This is a genomic window from Arthrobacter sp. BG3 (genome assembly GCF_056680185.1).
In genome coordinates, this window is record NZ_CM155270.1 from 3,925,179 (window position 1) to 3,950,873 (window position 25,695).

Genomic DNA, 25,695 nt, shown 5'->3' on the forward strand with positions numbered 1-25,695 from the left:
CCATGCAGATACGACGGAGGCCGGGTTCCGGGGACCGGGGGAGTAACGCTGCCTGGGTGTGGTGGGACTCCCGCCGGGCCCACCGGCAAGGCCTGGAGGCGGTCCGGCACCGGCAGCGGGCGCGCCTGGCTGACCTGGTCGCCTACGCCCGGCAGAACTCGGCTTTTTACCGTGACCGGTACCAGGGGCTGCCTGAGCATATTGAGGATGTCACTTTGTTGCCGGTTACGAACAAACGTGAACTCATGGCCCACTTCGACGAGGTGGCCACAGATCCGGCAGTGACCCTCGCGGGTGTCCAGGAGTTCGTTGCGGACCCGAGCCGGGCCTGATGGGCATCCTGACTGCAAAGTGGCTGACCTGGCGGGGTGCGGTTCGACTCGTGGGACGCGGGGCGCGGTCCGCCGAGGTGATCGCCACCGGCGGGCACTTCCTGTCCGTGGCCGCCGGCACCCGGGAGAAACGGGAAAAACCACGGCGTCACCGCGGAGTGGGAATATTCTCAGTCCACACCGCCCTGCCCCGGCTGGTGACGGAGCTCAACGGCTTCGACCCTGCCCTGCTCGGGGGTTATGCCAGCGTGTTGCGCCTGCTGGCCACCGAGCAGCAGGCCGGGCGGCTGCAGGTGCACCCGGTGCTGGTGCTCAGCACCGCCGAGGGATTGCCGCCGGGTGAGCGGGACCGCCTGGAACGGGTGTTCGGGTCTGTGGTGCGGGAGGTCTACGGGTGCACCGAGTCCGGCTACTGCGCCTACGGGTGTGCCCGGGGCTGGTTGCACCCGCTCGAGGACTGGGTGATTGTCGAACCGGTCGACGCCGACTACCGGCCCGTGCCGCCAGGGGCTGTTTCGCACACGGTACTGATCACGAACCTGGCCAACCGTGTCCGGCCGATCATCCGCTACGACGTCGGCGACCGCATCCTGGTCAGGCCGGATCCCTGTCCTTGCGGGGACCCGGCCCCGGCGATCCGGGTGCAGGGACGGGCCTCGGACGTGCTCACCTTCCCCGCCGCCGGCGGCAGCGGCACGGTGACGGTACCCCCGCTGGCGCTGGGGACCGTCGTCGACCGCACCCCGGGGGTGGAACTGTTCCAGATCGTCCAGACCGCCCCCACCAGATTGTCGGTGCGGCTGCGCCCGGACGCGGGCGCAGACCCCGAACGGGTCCGGGCCGGCGTCCGAGAGGGGATTACCGCCGTGCTTGCGGACCTCGGCCTGGAACACGTCACCGTGGAATCCGCCCCGGAGCCCCCGACCAGACCACCGGCGGCAAGTACCGCACCGTCATCCCGCTGCCGCCATGACCGCCGTCGTCATGACGGCCGAACTCACCGGCGAACCCGCGGACTGAGGATAGGGCTGGGCCGTCCGTTGTCCGGGCCAGAAGCGGAATGGGGCCGCGGGTAGTCCCCAGCAGGGGTATTTGTCCGGCGGGCGTCTTTTTCCACGGAAAACCTGAAGCCTTTTTGGTGGGCCCGACACCGAGGAATTTCGGGGATTATGGCCCTAGTCTTCCTCAAGGGAACTGCGTTGACTTGTGGGCTGGGGCGGGCACCACATCCCCTCGCAGCACGCCATGTTCCACCCGAAACCGCACAGCGAGAAGGAAGGCGGCATCCTCAGATGCACATTAAGGACCATTGGGACCATCTGGACCCTGCCACGCGGAAGTGGCTCATTGACAACCCCGGGTGCCAGATCCTTCCCAGGACCATCACCGCAGTTGTCTCCAAGGCCGCGGGCGAGAATCTTGCCAGTGGACACCACGGCGAAACGGCCATATCCCAGGAGGACCATGAGTTCATCCGGTCGAAGGCGACCGGGGTCGCGAACGCCTGAACCACACCGTCATCGCGGGGTCACACGAAGGGCGCAGCTCTACGCCAGAGAGGCGCCTTTCGCGTGGCGGCCCGCCACGACCCGGGACAGGAACTCCTCCACAACCGTGGCGAACTCATCGGGCCGTTCGATCTGCGGCATGTGTCCCGTGTTCGGGAAGACGTGCGACTCGGCGCGTGGCAGCGCCGCGGTTGCCGCCTCGAGGTGGCTGAACGGGAGGACGTGGTCGTGGTCGCCCCAGACCACGAGCGCGGGAAGGTCCAACTGCGCCAGGGCCCCCACGAGGGCCGTCCGCCATCCGGCCCTGATGCCGGAGATCGTTCCGAGATCGCGGGCGATGTCGAGGACCGACTGGCGGTGCGCCGCCCGTTGCGACAGAGCGAAAGCATGCTCCACGCGGGCATCCGTCACCAGGTCCTTGTCGTAGAAGATGGACTGGGCCGTGCGGCGGGAGGCCGTTTCGTCGGGACGCATGAGCAATGCCGCGAGCGGCCGGACCGTGAGCAGGCGCAGCACCAGTGCAACCTCTTTGCCGAACCCGGCGCTGTCGGCAAGAACGAGGGCTGAGACGCGGTGCGGATGGTCGGCAGCGAGCTTCATGGCGACGGCACCTCCGAGCGAGTTGCCGACCACGGGAAGCGGCTCATGCACCCCGAGAGCGTCGAGGAAGGCAGGGAGGGCGCCGGCGAGCTTCGCCAATGTGGCCGGTCCGGGGATCCGTTCGGAGTAGGCGAAGCCGGGGAGGTCCACGCTGTACACGGTGTGGCGTGACGAGAGCCGCTGGTGCTGCTCGGTCCAGTCATCGAGGCTCTGGCCAATGCCGTGCAGCATTAGCACCGGGTCCCCGTCGCCGGTCTTCCGGTAGCGCAGGCGGGTGCCCGCGACGTCGATGTATCCAGTTCCGGGGAGCGCGAGAGGGTCCTGGGGCGCCGGGGTTCCCCGTCCGGGCGCAGCCACCGGCTGCCCGCGCCGGCCGAAACGAACATGGTCCGTCAGTCGGCCGGCCCTGAGCAGGGCGAAGTCGCGCACGTAGTTCTGGTGCAGCCGCCATGGCGAGCCGGTGCCCTGCCGGGGAAGATCTCCGGCGCCGCGAAGAATGTAACCGGCCTTCAGGTCGATCAGGGACGTCAGCTCAGCGTTCGCGACCTCGGCTGGCGCCTTGGGCGCAACCCACTGCAGGTTCCGGCGCTCGAGGTACTTCAGCAGCCTGCAGATATAGCCTGCCACCAGGTCCGCTTTCAGGGTCCAGGAGGCGTTGGTGTAACCGACGGTGAGCGCGAAATTGGGAACGCCGTCGAGCATCATGCCCTTGTAGGTGAGGGTTTTGCCTACGTCCACCGGCTCGCCGTCGACGGTGAGGGTCATGCCGCCAATGACGAGCAGGTTCAGCCCTGTTGCCGTGACAATCACGTCGGCCGGGATCGATCCCCCCGACACGAGGTCAATCCCGTCCGGGGTGATCCGCGCGATCCTGTCGGTCACGATGTCGGCCGTGCCTGCGCTGATGGCGCGGTAGAGGTCGCCGTTGGGGATCGCGCAGAGCCGCTGGTCCCATGGCTCATAGGACGGGGCCAGGTGCGTGTCGACCGGAAAACCCTCCGGCAGCTTGGCGATGGCTGACTTGCGGAGGATTGCCTTCATCGTCTCCGGCCGGCGCCGGCTGAGCTGGTACGTGAGCATCGAAAAGAGAATGTTCTTGGCCCGTACGACGTCGTAGGCCAGTTGCGCGGGCAGCTTGCCCCGGAGGTGGTCGGCCAGGTGGTCCCGGGACGGCACGGGGGCGATGTAGGTGGGGGAGCGCTGCAGCATGGTGACCTTGGCGGCCGACTTCGCCATCGATGGCACGAGCGTCACCGCGGTTGCCCCGCTGCCGATGATCACCACCTGCTTGCCGTCGTAGTCGAGGTCAGCGGGCCAGTGCTGCGGGTGGACGATCGATCCGGCGAAGGTCTCAGCACCCTCGATGGCCGGGGTAAAGCCTTCGTCATAGCGGTAATAGCCCGAGCAGACGGACAGGAATGAGCAGGTGAACGTGGCCGTCTCGGCGCTCGACGCCGGACCGTCGTGCCGGAATTCGCCGCCGGACGTGCGGACGGCCGTGACCGTCCACAGCGCGGTGTCGCTGGACCACCCGGCCGAGATCACATGGTGGTCCAGCCGGATCCGCGATGCGAGGCCCTCGTCCGCCACCGTCGCCTCGATGTAGTCGCGGATCGAATCGCCGTCGGCGATGGCCTTGGCGCCGGCCCAGGGCCGGAAGGAGTAGCCGAGCGTGTACATGTCGCTGTCGGAGCGGATGCCCGGGTATCGGAACAGATCCCAGGTGCCTCCCACCGCGCCGCGCGATTCAAGAATAGTGAAGGTCTTTCCGGGTATGTCGCGTTTCAGCCGGCTGGCAAAACCTATGCCGCTCAGCCCGGCCCCGACAATTAACACATCGACGTGTTCACTCATGAAGCCAAACTATCGACTTAAAGTTGACAGAGTCAACACGGTGTTGAGAACCCGGGCTAGGATGGGCCCATGGTTCAACGAGGAAGACGTACCGCAAAGGTCTCGGGGGATGAGCGCCAGGACGCAATACTGGTCACGGCCGAGGCGCTCCTCGGCGAGCGCGCCTTCGACGACATATCGATCGAGGATCTGGCCCGCGGCGCCGGGATCTCGCGCCCCACGTTCTATTTCTACTTCTCCTCCAAAGACGAGGTTCTGCTGGCCCTTCTGGACCGGGTCATCACCGAGGTGGAACACCGGGTGGGCGGTCTGCCGCGGGATTTCGAAACCGATCCCGCAGGAGCGTGGACCCGTTCCATTGGGATGTTCGTCGAGGTGTTCGTGAACCACCGCGGCGTGGCCACTGCGGCGATCGCGGCGCGCGCCCGCAACGATGAGGTGCGGGCGCTCTGGTCCAGGTCGATGCAGTCCTGGGCCGACTTCTCAACCGACGTCATCAGGTCTGAGCAGGCCCGGGGGGCCGCACCCGGCGGCATTGACGCCCATGACCTCGCAGTCAGCCTCAACCTGATGAACGAGCGGGTGATCACCGCGGTCCTCAACCAGGAGAGTCCCGCCATCGCGGAGTCCCGCGCCCTGGACGTGCTCTCAACCATTTGGATCCGCAGTATCTACGGGTCCGTCGACCCCGGCCGCCGCTAGCCCCCACGTCAAAAGGAACACCTCAAATGCCCGAAATCAAGACGCTGACCGTGCTCGGCACCGGAGTGCTCGGATCGCAGATCGCCTACCAGGCCGCGTTCCACGGATTCGCTGTCACGGCCTACGACATCGACGACGAAGCCCTCGAAAAGGCCCGGGCCCGCTTCGCGCACCTCGCCGGCATCTACCGGGAACAGAAGGTTGCCGGCGCCGAGGAGGGCCAAGCCGAGGCGGCTCTTGCCAACCTCCGCCTCACCGCTGACCTTGGCAGTGCCGTCGCCAACGCAGACCTGGTGATCGAGGCAGTTCCCGAACTGCTGGAGCTCAAGCGGGACCTCTACCGCAAGATAGCGGAGCTCGCCCCGGCCAAGACGATCTTCGCCACGAACTCCTCAACCCTGCTGCCCAGCGACCTCAAAGATTTCACCGGCCGCCCCGACCGCTTCCTCGCCATCCATTACGCCAACAACATCTGGGTGCAGAACATCGCCGAGGTGATGGGCACCGCCGCAACCGATCCGGCGGTGTTCGACGCCGTCGTCGGGTTCGCCCGGAACAGCGGGCTGGAGCCGATCGAGATCAAGAAGGAGAAAGCCGGCTACGTCCTGAACTCGCTTCTGGTCCCTCTCCTGAACGCGGCCGCCGGTCTGCTGCTGCAGGGCATCGCCAGCCCGGAGACGATCGACAAAACCTGGCGCATTGCCACCGGAGCGCCGAGCGGACCGTTCCAGATTTACGACGTCGTTGGCCTGGGAACCGCCTACAACATCGCCGCGTCCTCCCCGGACGCAGGCTCGCAAGCATTTGCGAAGTACCTGAAGGACAACTACATCGACAGGGGCAAGCTCGGCGTCTCAACAGGCGAAGGCTTCTACACCTACTGAGTCCGCCGGCGCCCTGCTGCGGCGCCGCACCTCACGGAAGCGGCGGTTCAGGCTTGGTCATGGACTCGGGCGGTGGGGCGAACGGCGCGGCGGGGTACAGTCCGCCCACCTGCTGCATGTAGTTCGCCCACTGCGGGCCGGCGAGCATGTAGCCGTCGATGTTCTTGTAGAACTTGCCGTTGATGGTGACGTTCTGGCCCGGCCGTTTCTGGCCCTCCAGGGTGTCCCCGAAGAAGGACGCGGTGGCCAGGCCGCTGGTGTAGCCGACCACCCAGGTCGCGCCGTTGGTGTTGGAAGTGCCGGTCTTGGCTGCGGCGGGGACCTGATTCTGGACCTTGGGTTCGATGTAGATTCCGGACCCTTTTTTCAGCACGTCCTGGAGTACGGAGTTCACGCCGCGGGCCACCTCGGGCTTGACCGCGCTGCGGCAGTCGCTGGTCTCGGCCGGAAGCTTCCGTCCTGATGCATCGGTCACGTCCGCGATGGCGATCGGGGCACAGTATTTGCCCTCAGCGGCGAACGTCGCAAATGCATTGGCCAAAACGAGCGGTGCCACACCAATGGCGCCCAGCAGGTTGCCCAGCTGGTGCATGTTCACCGGAGCGTTGTCCACGCCGCTGTGAAGGCCCACGGCATCCACCATTCTCTGGATGCCGCAGAAGTCCAGTTCCGCGGCCTCGGCGAAGGTCGCCGTGTTGATGGAGTTGTAAAGCCCGTAATTGACGGGCATTTTGCGGTAGTAGCCCTCGTCGTTGTTCTGGAGATCATCTGCGGCGCCGAGGGACTTTTGGGCCGTATCGTAGGCGCCAAGGACCTTTCCGCAGCTGGACTTCCATGGGAAGTCCAGGGGATAAGTCCGCCGGGCGGCATCCACCTCGGCGACCATGGACTTGCCTTCGTTGAGCCATTCGGCGAAGGTGAACGGTTTCATCGTGGACCCGGGCTGGAACCCGCCGGCGCCGTTCAGGTCGTTGCCACTGGCGTCCTTGGCGTCCACGTTGAAGTTCAGCTGGGTATCGAACTTCCCGGGTTCGGGAAGGAACACGGTGTTTTGCGCCATCGCCAGGATCTTGCCGGTGCCCGGCACAACCGTGACCAGCGACGCACCCCACCTGTCCGGGTTGGCCCCGGCAGTGGCATCGACCTGCGCCTGCGCCGCCGCCTGCAGCCGGCTGTCCAGCGTGGTGGTGATGGTCAGGCCGCCGCGGTAGAGCTTTTTCTCGCGATCCGTGGCGTCGACACCGTACGCCGGGTTGTTGAGGATCAGGTGCGAAACGTAGTCGCAGAAGTATGGTGCCATGTCAGCCGCAGAGCACCCCTGCTTTGCGGGCGTGATCTTCAGATCGACACCGCTGGCGACGGCGGCGTCATGGTCATTTTGGCGGATTTTCCCCTCGCTGAGCATTTTGTCCAGGACCTGGTTGCGTCGCTTGACGGCGTTTTCCGGATGGGTGGTGGGATCGTAAAAGCTGGGGCTGTTGACCAGGCCGGCGAGCAGTGCAGCCTGCGGCAGGGTGAGGTCCTTGGCGGAGGTACTGAAGAAATGCCGGGCTGCGGCCTCGATGCCATACGCGTCCCGGTTGAAGAACACGATATTGAGATAGCCCTCGAGGATCTGGTCCTTGGTGTATTTCTTTTCCAGCTCGATGGCGAGCTTCATCTCCCGCACCTTGTCTCCGATGCTTTTTTGCCCGCTAAGGACCACCTGATCGCCCCTGTCCGCCGACAGCAGGGACTCATTGATCACGTTCGTTACGTATTGCTGGGTCAGCGTGGACGCGCCCTGCCTGCTGCCGCCGGTCAGGTTGGCGGTGAGCGCCCGGAGAATCCCTTGGGGGTCGACACCGGCGTGCCTGTAGAAACGGCTGTCCTCGATGGCGACAATCGCGTCCCTAATGTAGGGGGACATCTGCTCCAGCGGGATCTTCACGCGGTTCTCCGCGAAGAAGGTGGCGATCGGCTTCCCGTCCGCGCTCAGCACCTTGGTTGACTGCGACGGCGGATCAACCGCCAGCTCAGCGGGCAGGTTGTTGAAGAAGATGATTGACCTGCTGACGGCAATGCCGGCAGCAGCGACGCCAGGGACCGCCAGGCTGGCGACCAGAATCCCGCAGATCGCGCTCACTGTCAGGAATCCGAGGACCCTCCAAAGGGCCGCGGCCAGACGAGATCCGATTCGTTTCTTCGGCGCCATGTTTGACCAGCTATCGCGCTCAAAATGTGTGATCAGAATACGCCGGAACGGCACCGAAGGGCCAGCGGGTGAAGGACTCGGGCGGGCACTCCGGAAACGACGACAAGACCCCAGCCAAGGACTCTTCGACTGCTTACCTGGCAGTGGTGCGGCCTCGCCTGCTGCGCGCGGGCGCCACCGCAGAGGAAGCGGACGGGCCCTATCCGGGGGACGGGCTCATCCCGGACGGCACCCGGAGCGCCACCATGGCGGTGACGATCCGAGTGGCAGCACATCGCCGTCGGCGACCATCTGGCGGGCACTCCGGACGGCAGCCAGTGGTGGGAGGTAGCGGCCCTGGACCCAGAGCGGTTCCTCGGGCTGCGCATGTCGCTTGACCTGCGGGGCCGCCCGTTCGATCCGGCGGGACGGCGGCCCCGTTACTTCACCGACTCGCTGTGGGGATTCGAGCTGAAGGACACGGCAGGCGGGCGCACCCGGGTTGTCGTCAGCGGGTACTGGTCATTCCGGCCGAAATGGCTGCAGCCCGTTCTGAGTATTCTGTTACTGGAGCCCTCGCATTGGGTCATGCAGACCCGTCAGTTTTCAAACCTCAAACGCCGGGCCGAGCCGGAAAACGTGTGAGCTGACCGTGTCAGCCGTGGCGGTCGGGGTCCAGGACGGTGACGTCCAGGGGCATGCGGTTGGCGCGGCGGAGGCGGCCGGCAAGCACGTTGCGCACCCCGCGGGTCACCATGGTGGTCCTGGTCAAATACCGGAACTCGGCGGCGTCCGAGGTGACGAGGTCCAGGAGGGGGCGCGCGGCGTCGTCGGGGGTCTGCCCCCACAGCCCGACGACGACCTGCAGTCCTCCCAGCCGGTGCTCGTACCCGGGCTGGGACGTGACGTGCCCCAGCATGTCCGTCACCACCAGGCCCGGGTTCATGCCGTGCACCCGGACGCCGGTGCCTTTGGTCTCCAGCCGCAACGTCTCGGTGAACTGGCGGACCCAGCGTTTGCTCGACGCATATGCGTTCTGCAGCGCCACCGCCCCCTGGTCGCCCTGGCCGTAGACGTTGACGAGGTCCCCGTGGCCTTGGCCGAGGAACACCGGCAGCGCAATCCTCGCCCCGTGAAACGTGCCGAGGATGTTCGTGCGCACCACCCGCGTGAAGTCGTCGACCGGCGTGGACGCCGTGGGCCCGAAGACACCGGAGGTCCCGGCGTTGTTGACCCAGATGTCGAGCGTCCCGCGGCTCTGCGCCTCGTCGCGCAGGGCTTCGACGTCCGCCAGCTCACCCGTGTCGCAGCGCCGTCCGGACGCCGCGATCCCCTCCGCACGCAGCCGCTCGACGGCGGCCGCGACGGCGTCGTCCGACCTGGACGCCAGCACCACCGCCGCGCCTTGATGCCCCAGCAGCCTGGCCATGGCAAACCCCAGGCCCCGCGTCGATCCGGTCACGACCGCCACGCGTCCGCGGAGTACATCCCCTTGCGAATCCATCCTTCTCTCATACGCGCAGCGGCCATGGAGAGCAAGAGCCCCGGCGTTGCGACAGTTCCGGGGTGCTGGGGTGCTGGGGTGCCGGCGGGCCCGGCGGATGCCAGCGCGTGAACCGGCGCCGTCTACCGCCCTCTAGCCTCCGCGTTCTCCGGCGTGGCTGCGCCGGTTGCCGCCGAGGTGCTGGCTGCCGCAGTGATCAGCGCGGCCATGACTTCGACGGCTTCATCGTTGGACAGCCCGTTGTCATGGCAAAGCGATCGCCAGGTCCAGAAGGAAACCGCGTGGCTGAGGGTGGCGTTTAGCTTGCGGTTCCTGTTCGGCTCGGGAAACGGCTCGAGAAGGATATCCCGGAAGTGGGCGTTCCTGGCCTCGAGGCCTGTGCGGTGTGTTTGCGGGAGCGCATCCCAGTCCCCGTAGATTCGGGTGAGCATGGCCTCGCCGTCGCAGTAGTACCGGTACAGGTCGGACAGGCCGACGGTCAGGCGTTCGAGGGGGTCGCCATGCCGGGACCATTCCGCGGAGTCCGGCAGTTGCTGTTGTGAGAGCCAGTGCGAGGAGCAGGCACAGAATAATGCCTCGTCATCGGGGAAGTGCCGGTAGACCGTCAGCCTGGTGACCCCGGCCTTCTCGGCGACACCCGCGATCGTGGTGCGGGCCGGTCCAACGGACCCGTGCAGGGCCACAGCCGCGTCGACGATGCGCTGATGCGTGCCGCTCATCTTTTCGGTCCTTTTGCTCATTTCGTAGCGGCGATTTTTGGATGAACGCTCGTGTTCACTCAATGTATTGACTCTGCTCCTTCCCGGACGGACAATTTCAGTACACACCATTGTATATCGAAATTGGGAAGGTGGTCTGTGATGGACCTTGAGAGGGCTCCGCGGTTGACCGTCGTGCAGCCGGGCCAGGGGCGGGAGGGCAGTCTCGGCTCGATCGGGGTGGTCTTCAAGCTCTTCGGCGAACACACCGATGAACAGATCTCCATCGTCGAACACCCGTTCACCGTTGGGGCCCTGGTCCCCCCGCACACGCATACAAGGGAGGACGAGTACTCGATCGTCATCGAAGGCGAGATCGGGTTCCGGTCCGGCGATCGCGAGGCGGTGCTGGGAGCAGGGGGCTACATCACCAAACCCCGGGGCGAGCTCCACACGATGTGGAACGCCGGCAAAGCCCCCGCCCGGATGATCGAGATCATCAGCCCGGCCGGATTTGAACATTTCTTCTGGGGACTGGCCGATCACTTCGAAGCGGGTCCGCCGGATCCCGAGGTCATTGGCAAAATGGCCGCAGAATACGGACTCCAATTCGGCGAGCCGCCCTGGCTGCCGGACATCATCGCCCGGTACGGGCTGACGCCTCCAATGGGCTGACAGGAGCGGGGCATGGACATCCCGGATTCCCGTGGGCGGCCCAAGCCCGGTGGCAGCGGCATCGTGCCCCGGAAGCCGGTGTCTCCCGTCGCAGCCATGGGCGGCACCGTGATCGGGCTGCATGTGGTGGGCTGGGGCGTGCTCGTGTTCAGTATTGTTCCGCAGAACCTGCACATCAGCTCCACGCAGGTCTTCGGCGTGGGGATCGGGGCGGGCGCGTATCTGCTGGGCATGAGGCACGCGTTCGACGTCGACCATATTGCGGCCATTGACTGCACCACCCGTAAGCTCCTGGGCGAAGGCCGCAAGCCGCTATCTGTCGGCTTCTGGTTCTCACTCGGCCATTCCAGCGTTGTCTTCGGCCTGTGCGCGCTACTGGCCGCCGGAGCTCAGTATCTGGGCGGCCTGCTCGGTGAGGATGCCTCACCGGCGCGCGAAGCCCTGGGATTTGTTGGCACGGCTATCTCAGGAGTTTTCCTCTATATCCTGGCGGCACTCAACGTGGTCGTCCTGCTCCGCACCGTGACGGAATCACGCGGGGTCCGCAACGGACACACGGCGGATCCTGCGGGCGGTTCCCCCACCGGCGTGATGGTCCGAATCCTCCGGCCGGTCATGCAGAGCATCAAGCGGCCCTGGCAGATGTACGTAGTGGGAATGCTTTTCGGCCTGGGCTTCGACACCGCCACGGAGGTGACCCTGCTTGTCGTGGCGGTGGGCGCGGCTACAACGGCGCTTCCCTGGTACGCCGTCCTCATCCTGCCGACGCTCTTCACCGCCGGAATGTGTCTGTTGGACACCTTGGACGGGTGGTTCATGAGTTTCGCCTACGGCAGGGCGTTCTCCAGGCCGGGCCGAAGGCTCAGGTACAACTTCGTACTAACGGGAGTCTCAGCTGCTGTCGCCCTGGCCATTGGGACCGTGGAAGTAATGTCGGTGACGACGGCCGGCAGCGCCGCTGCCGGCCGGGTGGCAGTCGGGACGGGCAGCATCGATCTCACCGGACTGGGTTATCCGGTGGTTTCGCTGTTCATACTCATCTGGCTCGTGGCGGTCTGCGCCGGGAAGTTCCACGGCGGCAGGAAGCCCCGGGCACCGAGGACCTCCGGCTGACTGCCGGCCCGTGCTGCTACTTCCAGGCCCTGACGTAGTCGACCTTCACTGTGGAGGCCTTCCCGTAAGCGGTGCTGGTGCTGGCTTTGCCGACATTCAGGACCAGGTACTGCGGGGCGTTGCCGTCGTCGGTGCGGAAGGACTTGACCTTGACGCCGTCCACGTAGACCTCGGAAATGTTGTCCTTACGCCACAGGCCGTAGGTATGGAACTTGTCGCCCCAGTAGCCCGGAATTGCTCCCTGGGGCTGATTTCCCGAGCCTGAGTGGTAGTTGGACGTCAGCTTTCCCTCGATCACTTCGGCAATGTCGATCTCGCCCGTTGCCGGCCAGGATTGCCCGGTGGTCCACCAGGAGGGAAAGTTGTGGAGCGCCTTTCCGTTGCCGGGGAAGGAGATGCGGGCCTCCACGTAGCCGGTGCCGAACTCGTAACCGGTCTTGGCGGCGTCCTTCGGGTTCGACGACACAAGGGCGCCGGTGCCGGAGTTCGAGAGCTTCAGCGATAGGTGCCCGGCGCCGACCGAGACGTTCTTGGGGTCGGTCTTGACCTGGTTCGCTCGGCTGCCGCGGAACCAGGAGCGGGACCACTTGTTCGTGTCGAGGGTGGTCCCGTTGAACTCATCGCCGAAGGTCTGGGTCCACGCGCCGGGGATCCCCAGAGGCATCGGTGCGGACTGGGTCGAAGCAGGTTGCGCAGCAGGAACGGTGGCTGCGTCACCGTCGGCGGCGACCGCGCCGAGGGCCGCTGTGAGGGACAGTGCGGCCGCCATCGCCGTAGCGGCAAAAAACGTGGTGAGTCTCTTCATGGCTACTCCCGGAGATCATCGAAACAGTGTGATGCCGGTCAGTTCAGCGAGTTTATTCAGGAGCCGGTCCTGGAAGCCGGGGTCGAGGGCTGCGGGGGCAGGGGGGTGCCGCTTCCGGTGGTGCCAGTACCCGCCGTTGGTGAGGGCGGCGGGATCGTGGCTGGTGGCCAGCCATGTTTGCGTCAGATATCCCATTTCCAGGTCGTCGGGCGCGCCGGGGCCGCCCATTTTGGTGGGGACCCAGCCCGGGTCGACGGCGTTGCTCAGCACGGCGGGCCAGCTGCGCGCGACAGCGAGAGCGAGGGCGGTGATGTACAGCTTGCTCTCGGAGTAAGCCTGGCCGGCGTTCCAGCGCCGCAGGGTCCAGTCGATGTCCTCCAGTGAGTCGCTGCCGCTTCGGTGCAGGCCGCTGCTGAGGTAGATCAGGCGGTCCGGCCGGTCGATCAGTGCCGTGAGCAGGTACGGCGCCAAGGTGTTCACGGCCAGTGTCCGGGCGTGCCCCTCGGGCGTGGTTCCGCGTGCGGGTTCCAGGTACCTGCCGGCGTTGTGGATGACGGCGGCCATTCGGCCGATGCTATTCACCTGGTCGGCCAGTGAGCGGGTTTCCGCCAAGCTGCTGAGATCGCCGACGGCGACGCCGGCCGCCTGTGCAGCCAGGTCGCCGAGGTCGTTGGCGCGCCGCGGCGTTCGGGCGTGCAGGACGACATCATGGCCCGCGCGGAGGAGGGTTTGTGCCGCGGCCAGGCCCAGCCCGTCGGCGGAACCGGTGATGAAGATGCGTGCCACGAAATCTTCCCCTCATCGTGGAACATTGCGGAACAGGACCCGGAAGAAGCGGACGCGTTCCGGCCCGCGAGACTCCTGTGTGGTTGTCAGCCCGTGGCGTTCTGCGATTTAGCCAGGGCCAGCCTCGGGCCCTCCCGGCCGAGGACGCAAAGGGGATGCAGCAGGTGCAGCCGGAGACGGTCCGCTATCCCGAGGACACGGTAAATAGCCTCCGCCCAGCCTTGCCCCGCAAGGGTGACTCCTGCGGGGAGGCCTCCCAGTCCTGCGCCAATGATCACTGCGTCTGCTCGCTCCAGCATGCCAACTCCTTAGGACAGATTCATCCATTCAACGGAGGACCAGCTGAACTCAACAGGGCCAAAGGTCTTGGGACCCGGGCCGCTGGGAGGCCGCGTGGAGCCGGGGTCGTTAGCCGGGCTGATCTTTCCCGAGCGCACGCCAGGGATTTCTCCGGCATCGCCGGGCGGTCGCCCTCGCGCAGCCAGTCGTCGAAGTCGGCTTCGACTTCCGTGACCATGGCCAGGACGTTAGAGAGGAGCCGGCCTACCGGATCGGTCGGGTCGTGGACGGAGTCGCCGAGCTCAGGTTGAATGTGTCGTTAAGACGATCCCAAACCGGGGGAACCACGCAGGTTCGGCCGTCAGTTCTTCGTCTTCAGTTCCTCGGCGAGCATCACTATGATGCCGCTGGGACCACGAACGTACGTGAGTCTGTAGACGTCCTTGTAGGTCGCCACGCCGCGTAGCGGCTGGCAGCCGTGCCTCGCGGCGATCTCAAGGGCTTCGTCAATGTCGTCGACGGAGAAGGCGACGCGGTGCATGCCGATCTCGTTGGGACGGGTCGGGGCCGACTCAATTGCTTCGGGGTGGATGTACTCGAAGAGCTCCAGGCGGCCGTGACCGTCTGGTGTTTGGAGCATCGCAATATTGGCGTGGTTGCCATCAAGGCCCACGGCGGTATCGGTCCACTCACCACTGACCGTGTCACGGCCGACGACCGTGAGACCGAGGTCGGTGAAAAAGGCGATTGTTGCTTCGAGGTCGCGAACGGCGATGCCGACGTTCTCAAGTTTAATGGCCATGCATTGCACGCTACCGAGTCGGGCCGACTGGCTCCAGTGGGGATGGGGACTAAATCGGACAAGCCCCGTGGGCAATCAGGGCAACGGCAGCTCTGTCATGGGCACATTCCGTGCTGACACGGCTTCCCCTGCACGGAGTGCTGCCAGGCGTTCTTTCCACGCCTGTAGCGCCTCGGGCGCCTGCCGTGTCCAATCGGTGACTTCGCCTACGACCCTGAGCGGGGCACGGCTGCGATATGACCGGGTCGAGTTCCATGAAGGCTTCGAAGCCGTCCGTCGTCGTCGTCGAGTAGCGGCGCAGCCCCAATCTAGAGCCGGAAACAAATGGTCAGGAAGCCGGCGGCATCCGTTTCCAGGGTGGCACGCACGGAAGTGTAGTCGTGGATGTGCAGAACGCCGGCGGGGAGCGGGCCGGTATTCGGGCCCACTGCCACCGTGCGGATGCCCGCAGCCAAGCCGGCCGCGATCCCGGCCGGCGCATCCTCGAAGACGAGGGCGTCCGCAGGATCCACCCCCAGCAGTTCGGCCGCCCGCAGGTACCCCTCTGGATGCGGCTTGCCCCGGGTGATCACGTCAGCGGTGACAACCGTCGCAGGCATGCCCAGCCCGGCTGCGTCCATGCGGATATCCGCCAGGATCCGGTCCGCCGACGTCACCAGGGCAACGGCGTTGAGGGGAAGAGTGCCCAGGAGTTCCGCGGCGCCGGGCAGCGGCACGATCCCCTCGATCCGGACGCGCTCCGCGGCACCGAGCTCCGCGGCAAGCGCTTCGATGTCCGCACCTGCCGGGGCGAACCGGCGGACAGTGTCGATGGCCTGGACGCCATGTGACGTGCGCAGGATCTCGGCGGAGTCCAGGCCGTAGCGGTCGGCGAACTCACTCCATACCTGTTCCACTATGGAGGTGGAATCCACCAGCGTGCCGTCCATGTCGAAGAGGACAGCACGGCAGGTGAGGAAGCGCAGGGCAGCGGTTGCGGGCATAGCCATGATTCAATCATGGGCCAAGCGGACGGTGGATCCCCATCAGTGGGCGCAGAACTGGCCTTCGGCCCGAAGGGTCGGTACCGTCGGAAGTAGAAGTCCGCGAGCAGGCAGGGGCACCATGGGCAAGAACGGCAAGAACCGTCACCGGGGCAAAGCCGGGTCCGTCACCGGCGTCCCGGCCTCCGCACCCCAATCCCTGAGCGCCGTCCGGGCCGACCGTGCCGTGGACGCGCTCACGCCCGCATTCGTCCGCTGGTTCGAGGAGGTCTCACCCGGCTCGGCGCTAGCGGCTTTGGAATGCCTGGAGCCGATCAAGGCCGTCCTGGGCCGTTACATGGACACCACAGCCGCGGCCGACGTGACGAGCCTTGAACCTTTTGGATTGTCAGTCGCCGTGTCGGACGAAATCCTGGCCGCGTTGGACGACGCCGGCGACGTAGCCGACGCTACGACCGTCGAGGCGGATGCCTTCGAGAGCACGACGTACGTTGTTCACTCCGTTGGCGCCTTCGTCGAGTTCCTCGTCGAGACGGGCCGGTGGAGCGGTACAGAGGATCAGCTGGCCGCAGTCATGGACTTCCTCGACACGACTGCGGAGGACGACGGCGGCGGCGGCGGTTTCGTCGAGGTGCCGGACATCCCTGATGAGGAGGCCCTGGCGGCCTTCGCCCAGCTGCCGCTTATCCAGAGGGTCACGGCGCTGTTGCAGTGGATCGGGGAGGGGAAGCCCGTCACAGCAACCGGTGCGCTCCGGCTGCGGGACATTGAGGCGGCCGCCGCGTGCGTCGGCGTCGTCGTCCGCGGCGGGACCAAACGGTCGGGTTCCCCCCAGCCGGGCACCGGCGGCCCGGCCGATCAGGTGCCAACGGTCCGCAGCATGTACGAGGTGCCGCTGCTGGCCCTTCTGTGGAACGTGCTGGAGGCCGCCGAGCTGATTGAGATCAAGTCGGCGAAGGTGGTTCCCGCGGCGGAGGCCGGTGTGTTCCGGACGGGCGGGACTGCCGGCCGGCTGGGCGAACTGGTGTTTATCGTTGACCTGTTCCTGGCGACGGCGGTGCTCGGCTGGGATCCGGCGCAGCCGTGGGAAAGGCTGGTCTCCAGTATGCAGGCCTCCATCCTGCTCGCGGCGGCATCGGCCGATCCGCCGGAAACGGCGCGGATCATGGCCGCACCAGACCTCGCGCCGCCTGCGGAACGGGCAATGACTGATCTGTTGACGGGGGTGGCCATGACTCGTCTGGAGGGGCTCGCCGAGCTGGGGCTGCTGACCATCGACGCGCATATCCGGGTGCCGCCGGCTCTCATCCGCTGCGTTGCGAATGTTTTCGACGACGACTTGGTGCTCGCAGACCTGGGACTCGGGGAGGTGCCTGACGACGGTGCCGGAAGGGAGCCGCTCCAGGCGGCCCCGGGGACGGCGGCACCGGCGCTGTCCGCGGTCCGGGAAGCGCCGCGGGGGGCAGGAGGGCCGGTTCTGCAGCTGAAGGTCATGCTCAACAATTCGAAGCCACCCGTCTGGCGGCGTGTCCTGGTTCCCGCCGGCATGCCGCTGCCTCAGCTGCACCAGGTGATCCAGGCGCTGTTCGGCTGGTTCGACTACCACCTGCACGAGTTCCGCACCGGGGGATTCCGCGGGCCCGCGTATGCGCCGGTGGACCTGGACGGCGACAGCGACTTCCACGGCGATGCCTCCCTTGACGAATCGAAGGTGACCGTCGGCGAGCTGCTGCCGGCCGCGGGCAGCACCATGAGCTACACGTACGACTTTGGCGACAACTGGGTGCTCGCCATCAAGGCGGAGAAAATTCTGCCGGACGACGACGGCGGCGGGCAGCTGCCGCGGTGCATCGCCGGGCGCGGCGCGGCGCCGGCGGAGGACAGCGGCGGCACGTGGGGCTGGGCGAACGTGGTCGAGGCGGTCAACGATCCCAGTCACGAAGAGCACAAGGAATATCGGGAGTGGCTGGGAATGCTGCCGGGCGAAGCGCTGGATCCCACGGCCTTTGACCTGGACGAGGCCAACGAGGACCTGGCCGGCCTCTTCTGACAGCTGCGGCGCGCGCATTATCCCCACCCTCCCGCGAAAGGGCCGTTCCTGCAGGGGCTCAGACCCTCTACATTGAAGTTCATGATGACTTGCCGATTCGCTGCCGGTAGCGCGTCCGCGGATGCCCCCTCCGGCCGACGCCGCGGGGACCCGGTTCGGTGATTCCGCCTGACAGCACCGGCCCGCCGGCGGCCGGGAGGGAACCCGGGGCTCCGCCGCCCCGGCGCGCAGCTGATCTGCTGCGCGCGCTGCGGGTGCGGAACTACGCACTCTTTTGGACCGGCCAGCTCATCTCCGGCACCGGCACCTGGATGCAGATGGTGGCGATGGCCTGGCTCGTGCTGGACATCAGCGGGTCAGCAGCTGTCCTTGGCCTGGTGACCACCATGCAGTTCCTGCCGCTGCTGATGTTTGTGCTGCCGGCCGGAGTCCTGGCCGATCGTCTCCCCAAGCGGCGAATAATGCTGGCGGCCCAGGCGCTCGCTACGGTGCAGGCGCTCCTGCTCGGCTTTCTGGCGCTGGCCGGCTCCCCGCAAATCTGGCAGCTGGCCCTCCTGGCATTCACCCTCGGGGTCTCGAACGCGATCAACAATCCGGCACAGCAGGCGTTTGTACCCGAAATGGTGGGCCCCACGCTGGTGCCCGACGCCGTGGCGATGAACAGTGTGCAGTTCAACTCCAGCCGGATGATCGGGTTTGCCCTTGGCGGCTTGGTGGTGGCGCATTTTTCGGCCGCAGCCGTCTTTTTCATCAACGCGGCGAGCTTTGCCGCGGCACTTGGCGCCCTGCTTGCCCTCCGCAGCGGCGAGCTTCGCGTCTCCCGGGTCGGGCCGGCCCGTCGAGGCGCCCTGCGGGAGGGACTGCGTTATGTCATGCATACTCCCGCTGTGCTCTTTGTCCTTGGGGCACTGGCCGTCGTCGGCACGTTCGGCTACAACTGGCCGGTCGCGGCGCCGCTGCTGGCGCGCGATGTGCTGAATGTGGAGTCCGTCGGCTTCGGCGCGCTGATGTCGGCGTTCGGCGCCGGGTCCCTTGTCGCCGGCGTCGGACTGGTGGTCGTCGGCGGCAGCAACGACCGCCGGATGATCACCTCGGGCGGGGCTCTTGCGCTGATATTGATCCTTCTCGGCATCTCACGGTCCTACCCGGTGAGTCTTGGGCTCATGGTGCTGGCCGGACTCACCGGCACGGTGTTCACCACCACAGTCAACACCCGGCTCCAGGGACTGGCGCCGGACCGGCTGCGCGGCCGGGTCATGAGCCTGTTTGTGCTCCTGCTGGCGGGCACGACCCCGTTCGGCTCGGCCCTGCTTGGTTTCGGTGCGGAGGCCTTCGGCGTCTCGGCGACCATCATCGGATTCGGTGTCATCACCCTGGCGGGCCTGGCCGGACTGCTCGTCCTTCGCGCCCGGAAAGACCGCGCTGTCCGTCGCGGCGCCGTTCCAGCTCGACGACGTCTCTGGCGAAGGAGAACATGAGCAGCGGAAAGGCCACTGCCGGGGCCGCACACGCAACAGCAGGTGGGATCCCCGGCGTCAAGGCAAGGAGCAGCGCGAAGGGCTGGAAGGCCCCGATTGCCTTACGCGCCGCGCTCAAGGGAAGCGGCGCGCGAAGGTGGGGACGAAAGTGGCCGGCGGCCAGAAAAACGTAGTACAGGGCTCCTATGCCGAGGGTCCAGGGCCCGATGGCAGCCGCGGCTGCGGCAGCCAGAACAAGCACCAAAGCGGCGTCGGTCGCGGTATCAAGTCGTGCTCCCGCCGCCGATGCAGTTCCATTGCGCCGGGCGACGGCACCGTCGACAGCGTCGAGCAGGAAAGCAGCGGCCCCCATGACGACAAGGAGCGGGTCGTGGGGGAACCTGTGAACAACACCGGAACGGCCGACACAGCGCAAAGGGACACCAGGACGGCCCGCAGCAGTGTGACCCGGTCCGCGGGCGTTGAGTAGCGGGGAATGCGCCGCAGGACGGAGGTGGCGGCCACTCCGATCACCACGGTGCCGGCGGCCAGGCCGACGGACTGCAGACCGGGGCCGGGGGAGTGCACCGAGGCGAGCCAGCTGCCTGCGACGGCGTATGCGGCGACTGCCGCCATCGCGTCGGCCGATGCGCGCTCCGCGGTCCTGCTTTTCATGAGCCACCTCGCCCACATGCCAGCAACAGCATGCCGGCCGGACCACCATCCCGTGATGAACCTCGGGTCGTCCCTTAAGGGAGAGCCGTGACCTCAGCGGCCTTCTTCGGGGAGGCAGCCGCGGGGCTGTCCAGCGCCTCCGCGATGATCTGGACGATGTGGCGGGAATCGCGGCCGGCCAGATCGGTCACCTGGGTCCGGCAGGAGAACCCGTCGGCGAGGATGGCCCGGTCCGGGGCATCGGCGATCTTGCCCAGAATGCCCTGTTCGGCAATGGCCACGGACACTTCATAGTGGCCCTTTTCCATGCCGAAGTTCCCGGCGAGACCGCAACATCCGCTGGAGGTCTCCACGTCGCAGCCCATGGACTTCAGCAGCTCCAAATCCTTCCCGTACCCCATGACGGCGTTTTGATGGCAATGAGGCTGCGCAAGAATCCGTTCCCCGCTGGCGGGCGGTTGCCAGTTGATGGACGTGAGGAATTCCGACACGGTCTGTGTCCGGGCGGAGACCTGCGCGGCGCGTTCATCGTCGGGCAGCAGTTCGAGCAGGTCAGAACGGAGCACCGCCGTGCAGGACGGTTCGAGTCCGATGACGGTCCTGCCGTCGGCCACATGCGGGTGCAGGACGTCAAGGGTCTTCCCGAGGGCGGCTTTGGCCGCGGTCAGCTGTCCGGTTGAAATCAGTGTCAGGCCGCAGCATGCGCCAGGGCCCGCAATTTCAATATCACATCCCGCAGCCTGCAACACCCTGATCGCGGCTAGGGGGACATCGGGGCTCAACGCATCGGAGAACGAATCCACCCAGAGCAGGACCCGGTGCGGAGGTGCCGCCCGTCCCGCGGCGCCTAGCGCTTCCGGGATCCGCACTGTCTTCGGAGTTGAGGATTGAAACTTCACCAGGGAATGGAACGGTGCTTTGGGAAATGCCGGCAGGGACCGGCGGGGATCCGCGCCGGCCAGCCGCAGCATGGTCCGGCGGAGGACACCGATGGACGCGACCTTGTTGACCAGGGGGCCGAACGGTCCGATCAGTCCCAGCCAGGTGGGCAGCCGGCCGAGGGTGTAGTGGGTGAGCGGACGCAGCCGGCCCTTGTAACTCTGGTGCAGTGCCTCCGACTTGTACATCGCCATGTCGATCCCGGTGGGGCAGTCGCTGGCGCACGCTTTGCAGCTCAGGCACAGGTCGAGGGCCTCGTGGACCTCCGGGGACTTCCAGGATATGTCCACGATGCCGCCGTTGAGCATTTCCTGCAGGACGCGCGCCCTGCCCCTGGTCGCGTCCTTTTCATCTTTGGTGGCGAGGTAAGAGGGGCACATGAACCCGCCCTCCTCGCGGAGGTCGGCCCGGCACTTTCCCACGCCTACGCAGCGGTGCAGGGCATTGGTGATGTTGCCGCCGTCGTGGGCAAATGCGAAACCATCTGTGGCCAGCAGGTTGCCGGCCTGCGGGCGGCGCAGGTGCGCGTCGAAGGGGTCAGGCTTGATGATGACACCCGGGTTGAAGATGTCCTGGAGGTCGAAGAGGGCTTTGAACCCGGACATCGCGGCCAGGGCCCGGGACGAATACATTGTTTTCAGCAGTTCGCCGCGCGCCCGGCCATCTCCGTGTTCTCCCGATAGCGAGCCGCCGTACTTGGCGACAAGGTCCGCTGCGGCCGTCAGGAAGCGGCGCATCACGGCGGCGTCATGGTCCAGCGGGAAGTCGATCCTGACGTGGACACAGCCGTCACCAAAATGGCCATAGGCCAACCCCGAAACGTTCTCGCGGGCCATGAGCCGCTCAAGATCGCGAAGGTAGTCGCCCAGATGTTCGGGCGGGACGGCCGAATCCTCCCACCCCGGCCAGGCCTGGTTCCCGGCGGCGGTTCGCCCGGCCAGGCCGGCGCCGTCGGCCCGGATCTGCCACAGCCGTTTGGCCTCGGGTCCGGCCGGAAGGATCATTGAGTCGATCGCGCCGGCGTCCAGGACCATCCGCTCTGCGGCAGCTACCGCCTCCTCCGACGTCGCTCCGCCCACTTCCACCATGAGCCAGCCGTTCCCCGCCGGCATGGTGGGGACGGCGTGCTCGCCTTTGGCGTTGCGGATCACGTTAACCAACTGCGCATCCAGGCCCTCCAGGGCCAGCGGATGGTGCGGAAGCAGGCCAGGGACCGCGTCGGCCGCAGCCGGCATATCCGGATATCCCAGTACTGCCAACGCCGGGGCGGCCGCCTGCGGAACCAGCCTGACCTCGGCCTCCAGGATGATGCCGCAGGTTCCTTCCGTCCCGGTCAGGGCTGCGGCCAGGTTCCCGCCGTTCTCGGGCAGGAGATGCTCAAGGCTATAGCCCGAGATCTGTCGGCCGAACCGGCCGAACTCCAGCCGAAGCACGTCCAGATTGGCGGCGATGAACTCATCGAGTCCGGGGATCTGGGCGGTGGCGCCCCTGCCCGAGCCCAGCTCCAGCACCTGTCCCGCGCCGGTCAGCCAGCGCAGCCGGCGCACGTTGTCCGCTGTCCGCCCGTACGAAAGCCCATGGGGGCCGCACGCGTTGTTGCCGATCATGCCGCCGATGGTGCAGCGGGTGGACGTGGACGGATCGGGCCCGAACCGCAGCCCGTGGACAGCGGCGGCCCGCTGCAGGTCGCTGAGGACGACGCCAGGCTGTACCACCGCCGTCCGGCGCTCCGGATCAATGCTGATGATCTGGTTCATGAACCTGCTGAAGTCCAGCACCAGTCCGGGCCCCACCGCGTTTCCGGCGCACGATGTGCCTGCGCCACGGCCGGTGACGGCCAGACCGTGCCGGCGGGCAATCCTGACCGCCTCGAGAACGTCGTCCGCGTTCCGGGGCATGACAACGACCTGGGGCACCACCCGGTAGTTCGAGGCGTCCGTCGAATATTCCGCACGCCGACGCGTGCTGCTGTCAACGATGCCCGCAATGGCCGCGGTCAGTTCTTCAACAATCTGGTCAATATTCATGCGTGGAGCTCTTCCTTGTCCTGCGGCGGTACGTGGGTGCGGCTAGTACTGCAGGGGCTTGCCGCGCAGCTCCATGGCGCGGCGGACCCGGCTCTGGGCCAGGGAACGGGCGGCATGGTGGGTGGTGGAATCCAGCTTCTCCGCCTCCGCCAGGACGATGGCCGTGTTCGCACGGAGCTTATGGGAGACGGTGGTGAAGATCTGCTCGGTTTCGGGACGGAACGGCGAATACCGGGACTCCATGGCAAAGGCCGCACTGACCACGCCGCCGGCGTTGGCGACGAAGTCGGGCACCACTGTCACAGATGCCGCGCGCAGCGCCTGCTGCGCCGCCGCGTTGGTGGGAAGGTTGGCGCCCTCGACCACGAGCTTGGCCGAGATGCGGCCAACGTTTCCCTCGTGGATGACATCCTGCAGGGCAGCCGGGACCGCGATTTCGGCGTCGACAAACAGCTCGGTGCCGGCCGGAATGGCCAGCTCCGGAAACTCTTTGACCAATCCGTCGCCGAGCCGGGCCCGCATCGCCAGCAGCCTGGGGATGTCCAGCCCGGCGGGATCGTGAAGCGCGCCCTCGGCAGTGGAAATCGACACGATGCTGTAGCCGAGCTCATGAAGCCGGGCAGCCGTGGCATGCCCCACAGCGCCGAATCCCTGGATGGCCGCGCGCTGGCCCTGGAGTCCGATGGTTGCCGCTGCCTCATCCGCGACTTCAGCGACGCCGTAGCCGGTGACGCCCAGCTGATCGTAGGGTACGCCGCCGAGGTCGTACGGTGTCCCTACTGCTGCACCGCGGTCGCCCAATTCATCGATGATGATGGCCGCGTCGTTTTCCGTCAGCCCCATGTCCAGGCCATAGACATACTCGGACGGAACCTCATTTCTCAGGGCCCGGACAAAGGAGCGGAGGATTGCCTCCTTGTGCGGTGAGTTGGGATCGGCCCGGATGCCGGCCTTCGCCCCACCGAAGAACAGGTCGACGCCGGCCCACTTCCAGGTCATAACCCGGGCCAGACGGGCAATCTCCTCGACGGTGACGCCAGGCTGCATCCGGGTGCCCCCCTTGCCCATGCCGCGGGCGGTGTTGTCGATGACCAGCACGCCCTTCATTCCGGTTTTGGCGTCGCTGACCGTGACGATCTTTTCCGGTCCCCATTCATCCATCATGTCGAACAGACTGGTCATCGCTGGATACTCCTAGTGTGCTGGCAGGTACCTGATGTGGCAGCTACGTGATGTGACGGGGGGGCTGCGGAGACGGCGCCGGCCGGACCGGCACCGTCTCCGCAGGGGTTTCTAGAGGAACTTCACGCCCTGGGCGAGCGGGAGCTGTCCGGAGTAGTTGACGGTGTTGGTCGCCTGGCGCATGTAGGCCTTCCACGAATCGGAACCGGACTCGCGGCCGCCGCCGGTTTCCTTCTCGCCGCCGAACGCGCCGCCGATTTCTGCCCCGGAGGTGCCGATGTTGACGTTGGCGATGCCGCAGTCCGATCCGCTGGCCGACATGAAGCGTTCAGCCTCCGCCTGGTCGTTGGTGAACACAGCCGAGGACAAACCCTGCGGAACGTCATTCTGGATGGCGATGGCGTCGTCGAAGTCCGTGTAGGTCATCACGTAAAGCAGCGGTGCAAAGGTCTCGTCCTTGACGACGGCGGTCTGGGCCGGCATCCGGACGATCGCCGGTTCCACGTAGTAGGCGCCGGGCTCGTCGTCGGTGTTCACCCGGCCGCCGCCGCAGAGGACGGTGCCGCCCTGTTCCTGAGCCGACTTAATGGCGTTCTGCATGCCATCGAAGCTGGACTTGTTAATCAGCGGCCCGATCAGGTTCCCCTCATCCAGAGGGGTCCCAATGCGCAGTGTGCCGTAGGCACTGACAAGTTTTTCCGTCAGTTCGTCAACGATCGACTCGTGCACAATCAGACGGCGCATGGACGTGCAGCGCTGGCCGGCGGTTCCGACGGCCGCGAAGACTATGCCGCGCAGGGCCAGATCGAGATCGGCCGACGGCGCGATGATCGCCGCGTTGTTCCCGCCGAGTTCGAGCAGGGCCCGGCCGAAACGGCCGGCCACGCGGGGGGCGATTTCCTGGCCCATCCGGACCGACCCGGTGGCGGAGAGCAGGGCAACGCGCGGATCATCGACGATGACCTGGCCGCCGGAACGATCGGCCAGGACAAGCTTGTGCAGGTCCTGGGGCGCGTCGACGTCCGCGACGGCGCGGGCCAGCAGGGCGTCGGCGGCCAGCGCGCTGAGCATGGTCATGCCCGAGGGCTTCCAAACGATGGTGTCGCCGCAGACCAGGGCCAGCGCCGTATTCCAGGAGTAGACCGCAACCGGGAAGTTGAACGCGGAGATGATCCCGACAACGCCCAGGGGATGCCAGGTCTCCATAAGACGGTGGCCGGGGCGCTCCGAAGGCATGGTTTTGCCGTACAGCTGGCGGGACAGGCCGACCGCAAATTCGCAGACATCGATCATTTCCTGGACCTCGCCGAGAGCCTCGGACTGGATCTTGCCGGCCTCGGCCGTGACAATCCTGGCCAGATCCTCTTTGTGTTCTGTCAACAGCTCCCCCCAGCGCTTGACCAGGTTGCCGCGGAGCGGCGCGGGCACATCGCGCCAGGTCTTGAACGCCTCGTGCGCCTGGCCGATCATCGTGTCGATCTCCGCCGGTGTGTTGACCGGCAGGGTCATCAGGACCTCGCCGGTGAGCGGCGAGGAGGCCTCGTGCGGGCCGCCGAGGCCGTCAAGATTGACGCCGCAGGCCTCCAGGGCGCCGCGGACGATCCCTGCCAGTTCGGACGTGTGGGTGAGGGTTTCAGTCATCATGATCTCCTGTGGTTGTTTGGTCT

At 66.5% G+C, this 25,695-nt stretch carries 24 protein-coding genes and 1 pseudogene; 10 read left to right on the forward strand and 15 right to left on the reverse strand.

Going from position 1 to position 25,695, the window contains the following annotated elements; translation table 11 throughout:
• The first annotated feature begins 2 nt into the window (after positions 1 to 2).
• From AC1MFL_RS17695 to AC1MFL_RS17705, 3 genes are all read left to right on the forward strand, one after another.
• Positions 3 to 332, forward strand: coding sequence for a hypothetical protein (locus tag AC1MFL_RS17695; protein ID WP_479811544.1), 330 nt, complete (start codon positions 3 to 5; stop codon positions 330 to 332).
• Entirely contained in the window at positions 332 to 1,408 is a 1,077-nt protein-coding gene (locus AC1MFL_RS17700; protein ID WP_479811545.1) for a phenylacetate--CoA ligase family protein, read from the forward strand. The genes AC1MFL_RS17695 and AC1MFL_RS17700 overlap by 1 nt, the downstream gene beginning before the upstream one ends.
• Before the next feature lie 216 nt (positions 1,409 to 1,624).
• Positions 1,625 to 1,840 (forward strand): hypothetical protein, encoded by a 216-nt coding sequence (locus AC1MFL_RS17705; protein WP_479811547.1) that lies wholly within the window; start codon positions 1,625 to 1,627, stop codon positions 1,838 to 1,840.
• Positions 1,841 to 1,879: 39 nt separating this feature from the next.
• Here AC1MFL_RS17705 and AC1MFL_RS17710 read toward each other — a convergent pair whose 3' ends face one another.
• Complete coding sequence (locus AC1MFL_RS17710; RefSeq protein WP_479811549.1) at positions 1,880 to 4,294, reverse strand: alpha/beta fold hydrolase; 2,415 nt, start codon at positions 4,292 to 4,294, stop codon at positions 1,880 to 1,882.
• A 69-nt stretch (positions 4,295 to 4,363) separates the two neighbouring features.
• On the opposite strand from AC1MFL_RS17710, the gene AC1MFL_RS17715 reads away from it, so the two are divergent.
• Both AC1MFL_RS17715 and AC1MFL_RS17720 read left to right on the forward strand, forming a co-directional pair.
• Positions 4,364 to 4,996, forward strand: coding sequence for a TetR/AcrR family transcriptional regulator (locus AC1MFL_RS17715; protein WP_479811551.1), 633 nt, complete (start codon positions 4,364 to 4,366; stop codon positions 4,994 to 4,996).
• A gap of 26 nt (positions 4,997 to 5,022) precedes the next feature.
• The gene (locus tag AC1MFL_RS17720) at positions 5,023 to 5,880 is read left to right on the forward strand and encodes a 3-hydroxyacyl-CoA dehydrogenase (RefSeq protein WP_479811553.1); all 858 of its coding nucleotides are present in this window, start codon (positions 5,023 to 5,025) and stop codon (positions 5,878 to 5,880) included.
• Positions 5,881 to 5,911: 31 nt separating this feature from the next.
• Here the strand turns inward: AC1MFL_RS17720 and AC1MFL_RS17725 are convergent, their stop codons facing one another.
• Positions 5,912 to 8,074 (reverse strand): transglycosylase domain-containing protein, encoded by a 2,163-nt coding sequence (locus AC1MFL_RS17725; RefSeq protein ID WP_479811555.1) that lies wholly within the window; start codon positions 8,072 to 8,074, stop codon positions 5,912 to 5,914.
• A 366-nt stretch (positions 8,075 to 8,440) separates the two neighbouring features.
• Here AC1MFL_RS17725 and AC1MFL_RS17730 point away from each other — a divergent pair, with 366 nt between their 5' ends.
• The gene (locus AC1MFL_RS17730; protein WP_479811557.1) at positions 8,441 to 8,698 is read left to right on the forward strand and encodes a hypothetical protein; all 258 of its coding nucleotides are present in this window, start codon (positions 8,441 to 8,443) and stop codon (positions 8,696 to 8,698) included.
• Between the two features lie 10 nt (positions 8,699 to 8,708).
• Here the strand turns inward: AC1MFL_RS17730 and AC1MFL_RS17735 are convergent, their stop codons facing one another.
• Together AC1MFL_RS17735 and AC1MFL_RS17740 are read right to left on the reverse strand one after the other, a co-directional pair.
• Entirely contained in the window at positions 8,709 to 9,557 is an 849-nt protein-coding gene (locus tag AC1MFL_RS17735; RefSeq protein WP_479811559.1) for an SDR family NAD(P)-dependent oxidoreductase, read from the reverse strand.
• A 122-nt stretch (positions 9,558 to 9,679) separates the two neighbouring features.
• Positions 9,680 to 10,276, reverse strand: a complete 597-nt coding sequence (locus AC1MFL_RS17740; RefSeq protein ID WP_479811561.1) for a TetR/AcrR family transcriptional regulator — start codon at positions 10,274 to 10,276, stop codon at positions 9,680 to 9,682.
• A 141-nt stretch (positions 10,277 to 10,417) separates the two neighbouring features.
• On the opposite strand from AC1MFL_RS17740, the gene AC1MFL_RS17745 reads away from it, so the two are divergent.
• Positions 10,418 to 10,930, forward strand: coding sequence for a cupin domain-containing protein (locus AC1MFL_RS17745; protein WP_479811563.1), 513 nt, complete (start codon positions 10,418 to 10,420; stop codon positions 10,928 to 10,930).
• A gap of 12 nt (positions 10,931 to 10,942) precedes the next feature.
• Positions 10,943 to 12,043 carry a HoxN/HupN/NixA family nickel/cobalt transporter gene (locus AC1MFL_RS17750; RefSeq protein WP_479811565.1) on the forward strand — a complete coding sequence of 367 codons (1,101 nt, stop codon included), beginning with the start codon at positions 10,943 to 10,945 and terminating at the stop codon, positions 12,041 to 12,043.
• A gap of 16 nt (positions 12,044 to 12,059) precedes the next feature.
• On the opposite strand, the gene AC1MFL_RS17755 is transcribed toward AC1MFL_RS17750, so the two are convergent.
• The 7 genes and pseudogenes from AC1MFL_RS17755 to AC1MFL_RS17785 form a co-directional block, all read right to left on the reverse strand.
• The gene (locus AC1MFL_RS17755; RefSeq protein WP_479811566.1) at positions 12,060 to 12,848 is read right to left on the reverse strand and encodes a glycoside hydrolase family 16 protein; all 789 of its coding nucleotides are present in this window, start codon (positions 12,846 to 12,848) and stop codon (positions 12,060 to 12,062) included.
• Positions 12,849 to 12,863: 15 nt separating this feature from the next.
• Positions 12,864 to 13,634 carry an SDR family NAD(P)-dependent oxidoreductase gene (locus AC1MFL_RS17760; protein ID WP_479811568.1) on the reverse strand — a complete coding sequence of 257 codons (771 nt, stop codon included), beginning with the start codon at positions 13,632 to 13,634 and terminating at the stop codon, positions 12,864 to 12,866.
• Between the two features lie 86 nt (positions 13,635 to 13,720).
• A complete protein-coding gene (locus tag AC1MFL_RS17765) occupies positions 13,721 to 13,933 on the reverse strand; it encodes a hypothetical protein (RefSeq protein ID WP_479811570.1) in 213 nt (70 codons plus the stop codon).
• A gap of 194 nt (positions 13,934 to 14,127) precedes the next feature.
• Positions 14,128 to 14,211 (reverse strand): annotated as a pseudogene (locus AC1MFL_RS17770) (recombinase family protein); the annotation flags it as partial.
• Between the two features lie 63 nt (positions 14,212 to 14,274).
• Entirely contained in the window at positions 14,275 to 14,715 is a 441-nt protein-coding gene (locus AC1MFL_RS17775) for a VOC family protein (protein ID WP_479811572.1), read from the reverse strand.
• 75 nt (positions 14,716 to 14,790) lie between these two features.
• Entirely contained in the window at positions 14,791 to 15,039 is a 249-nt protein-coding gene (locus tag AC1MFL_RS17780) for an NAD(+)--rifampin ADP-ribosyltransferase (RefSeq protein WP_479811573.1), read from the reverse strand.
• Positions 15,024 to 15,704: an HAD-IA family hydrolase gene (locus AC1MFL_RS17785; RefSeq protein WP_479811574.1), complete on the reverse strand. Its 681-nt coding sequence runs from the start codon at positions 15,702 to 15,704 to the stop codon at positions 15,024 to 15,026. Before AC1MFL_RS17785 ends, AC1MFL_RS17780 begins: the two co-directional genes overlap by 16 nt.
• A gap of 115 nt (positions 15,705 to 15,819) precedes the next feature.
• Between AC1MFL_RS17785 and AC1MFL_RS17790 the strand changes: the two genes are divergently transcribed.
• On the forward strand, positions 15,820 to 17,748 hold the full coding sequence (locus tag AC1MFL_RS17790) for an IS1096 element passenger TnpR family protein (RefSeq protein ID WP_479811576.1): 1,929 nt from the start codon (positions 15,820 to 15,822) through the stop codon (positions 17,746 to 17,748).
• Positions 17,749 to 17,906: 158 nt separating this feature from the next.
• Positions 17,907 to 19,226, forward strand: a complete 1,320-nt coding sequence (locus tag AC1MFL_RS17795; protein WP_479811578.1) for an MFS transporter — start codon at positions 17,907 to 17,909, stop codon at positions 19,224 to 19,226.
• On the opposite strand, the gene AC1MFL_RS17800 is transcribed toward AC1MFL_RS17795, so the two are convergent.
• From AC1MFL_RS17800 to amaB, 4 genes are all read right to left on the reverse strand, one after another.
• Positions 19,117 to 19,929: a CDP-alcohol phosphatidyltransferase family protein gene (locus AC1MFL_RS17800; RefSeq protein WP_479811580.1), complete on the reverse strand. Its 813-nt coding sequence runs from the start codon at positions 19,927 to 19,929 to the stop codon at positions 19,117 to 19,119. The two genes, AC1MFL_RS17795 and AC1MFL_RS17800, sit on opposite strands and share 110 nt — an antisense overlap.
• Before the next feature lie 25 nt (positions 19,930 to 19,954).
• Positions 19,955 to 22,846 (reverse strand): FAD-binding and (Fe-S)-binding domain-containing protein, encoded by a 2,892-nt coding sequence (locus AC1MFL_RS17805; RefSeq protein ID WP_479811582.1) that lies wholly within the window; start codon positions 22,844 to 22,846, stop codon positions 19,955 to 19,957.
• A gap of 42 nt (positions 22,847 to 22,888) precedes the next feature.
• A complete protein-coding gene (locus tag AC1MFL_RS17810; protein WP_479811584.1) occupies positions 22,889 to 24,028 on the reverse strand; it encodes a Glu/Leu/Phe/Val family dehydrogenase in 1,140 nt (379 codons plus the stop codon).
• A 111-nt stretch (positions 24,029 to 24,139) separates the two neighbouring features.
• Positions 24,140 to 25,669: an L-piperidine-6-carboxylate dehydrogenase gene (gene amaB, locus AC1MFL_RS17815; RefSeq protein WP_479811586.1), complete on the reverse strand. Its 1,530-nt coding sequence runs from the start codon at positions 25,667 to 25,669 to the stop codon at positions 24,140 to 24,142.
• Positions 25,670 to 25,695 lie beyond the last annotated feature (26 nt).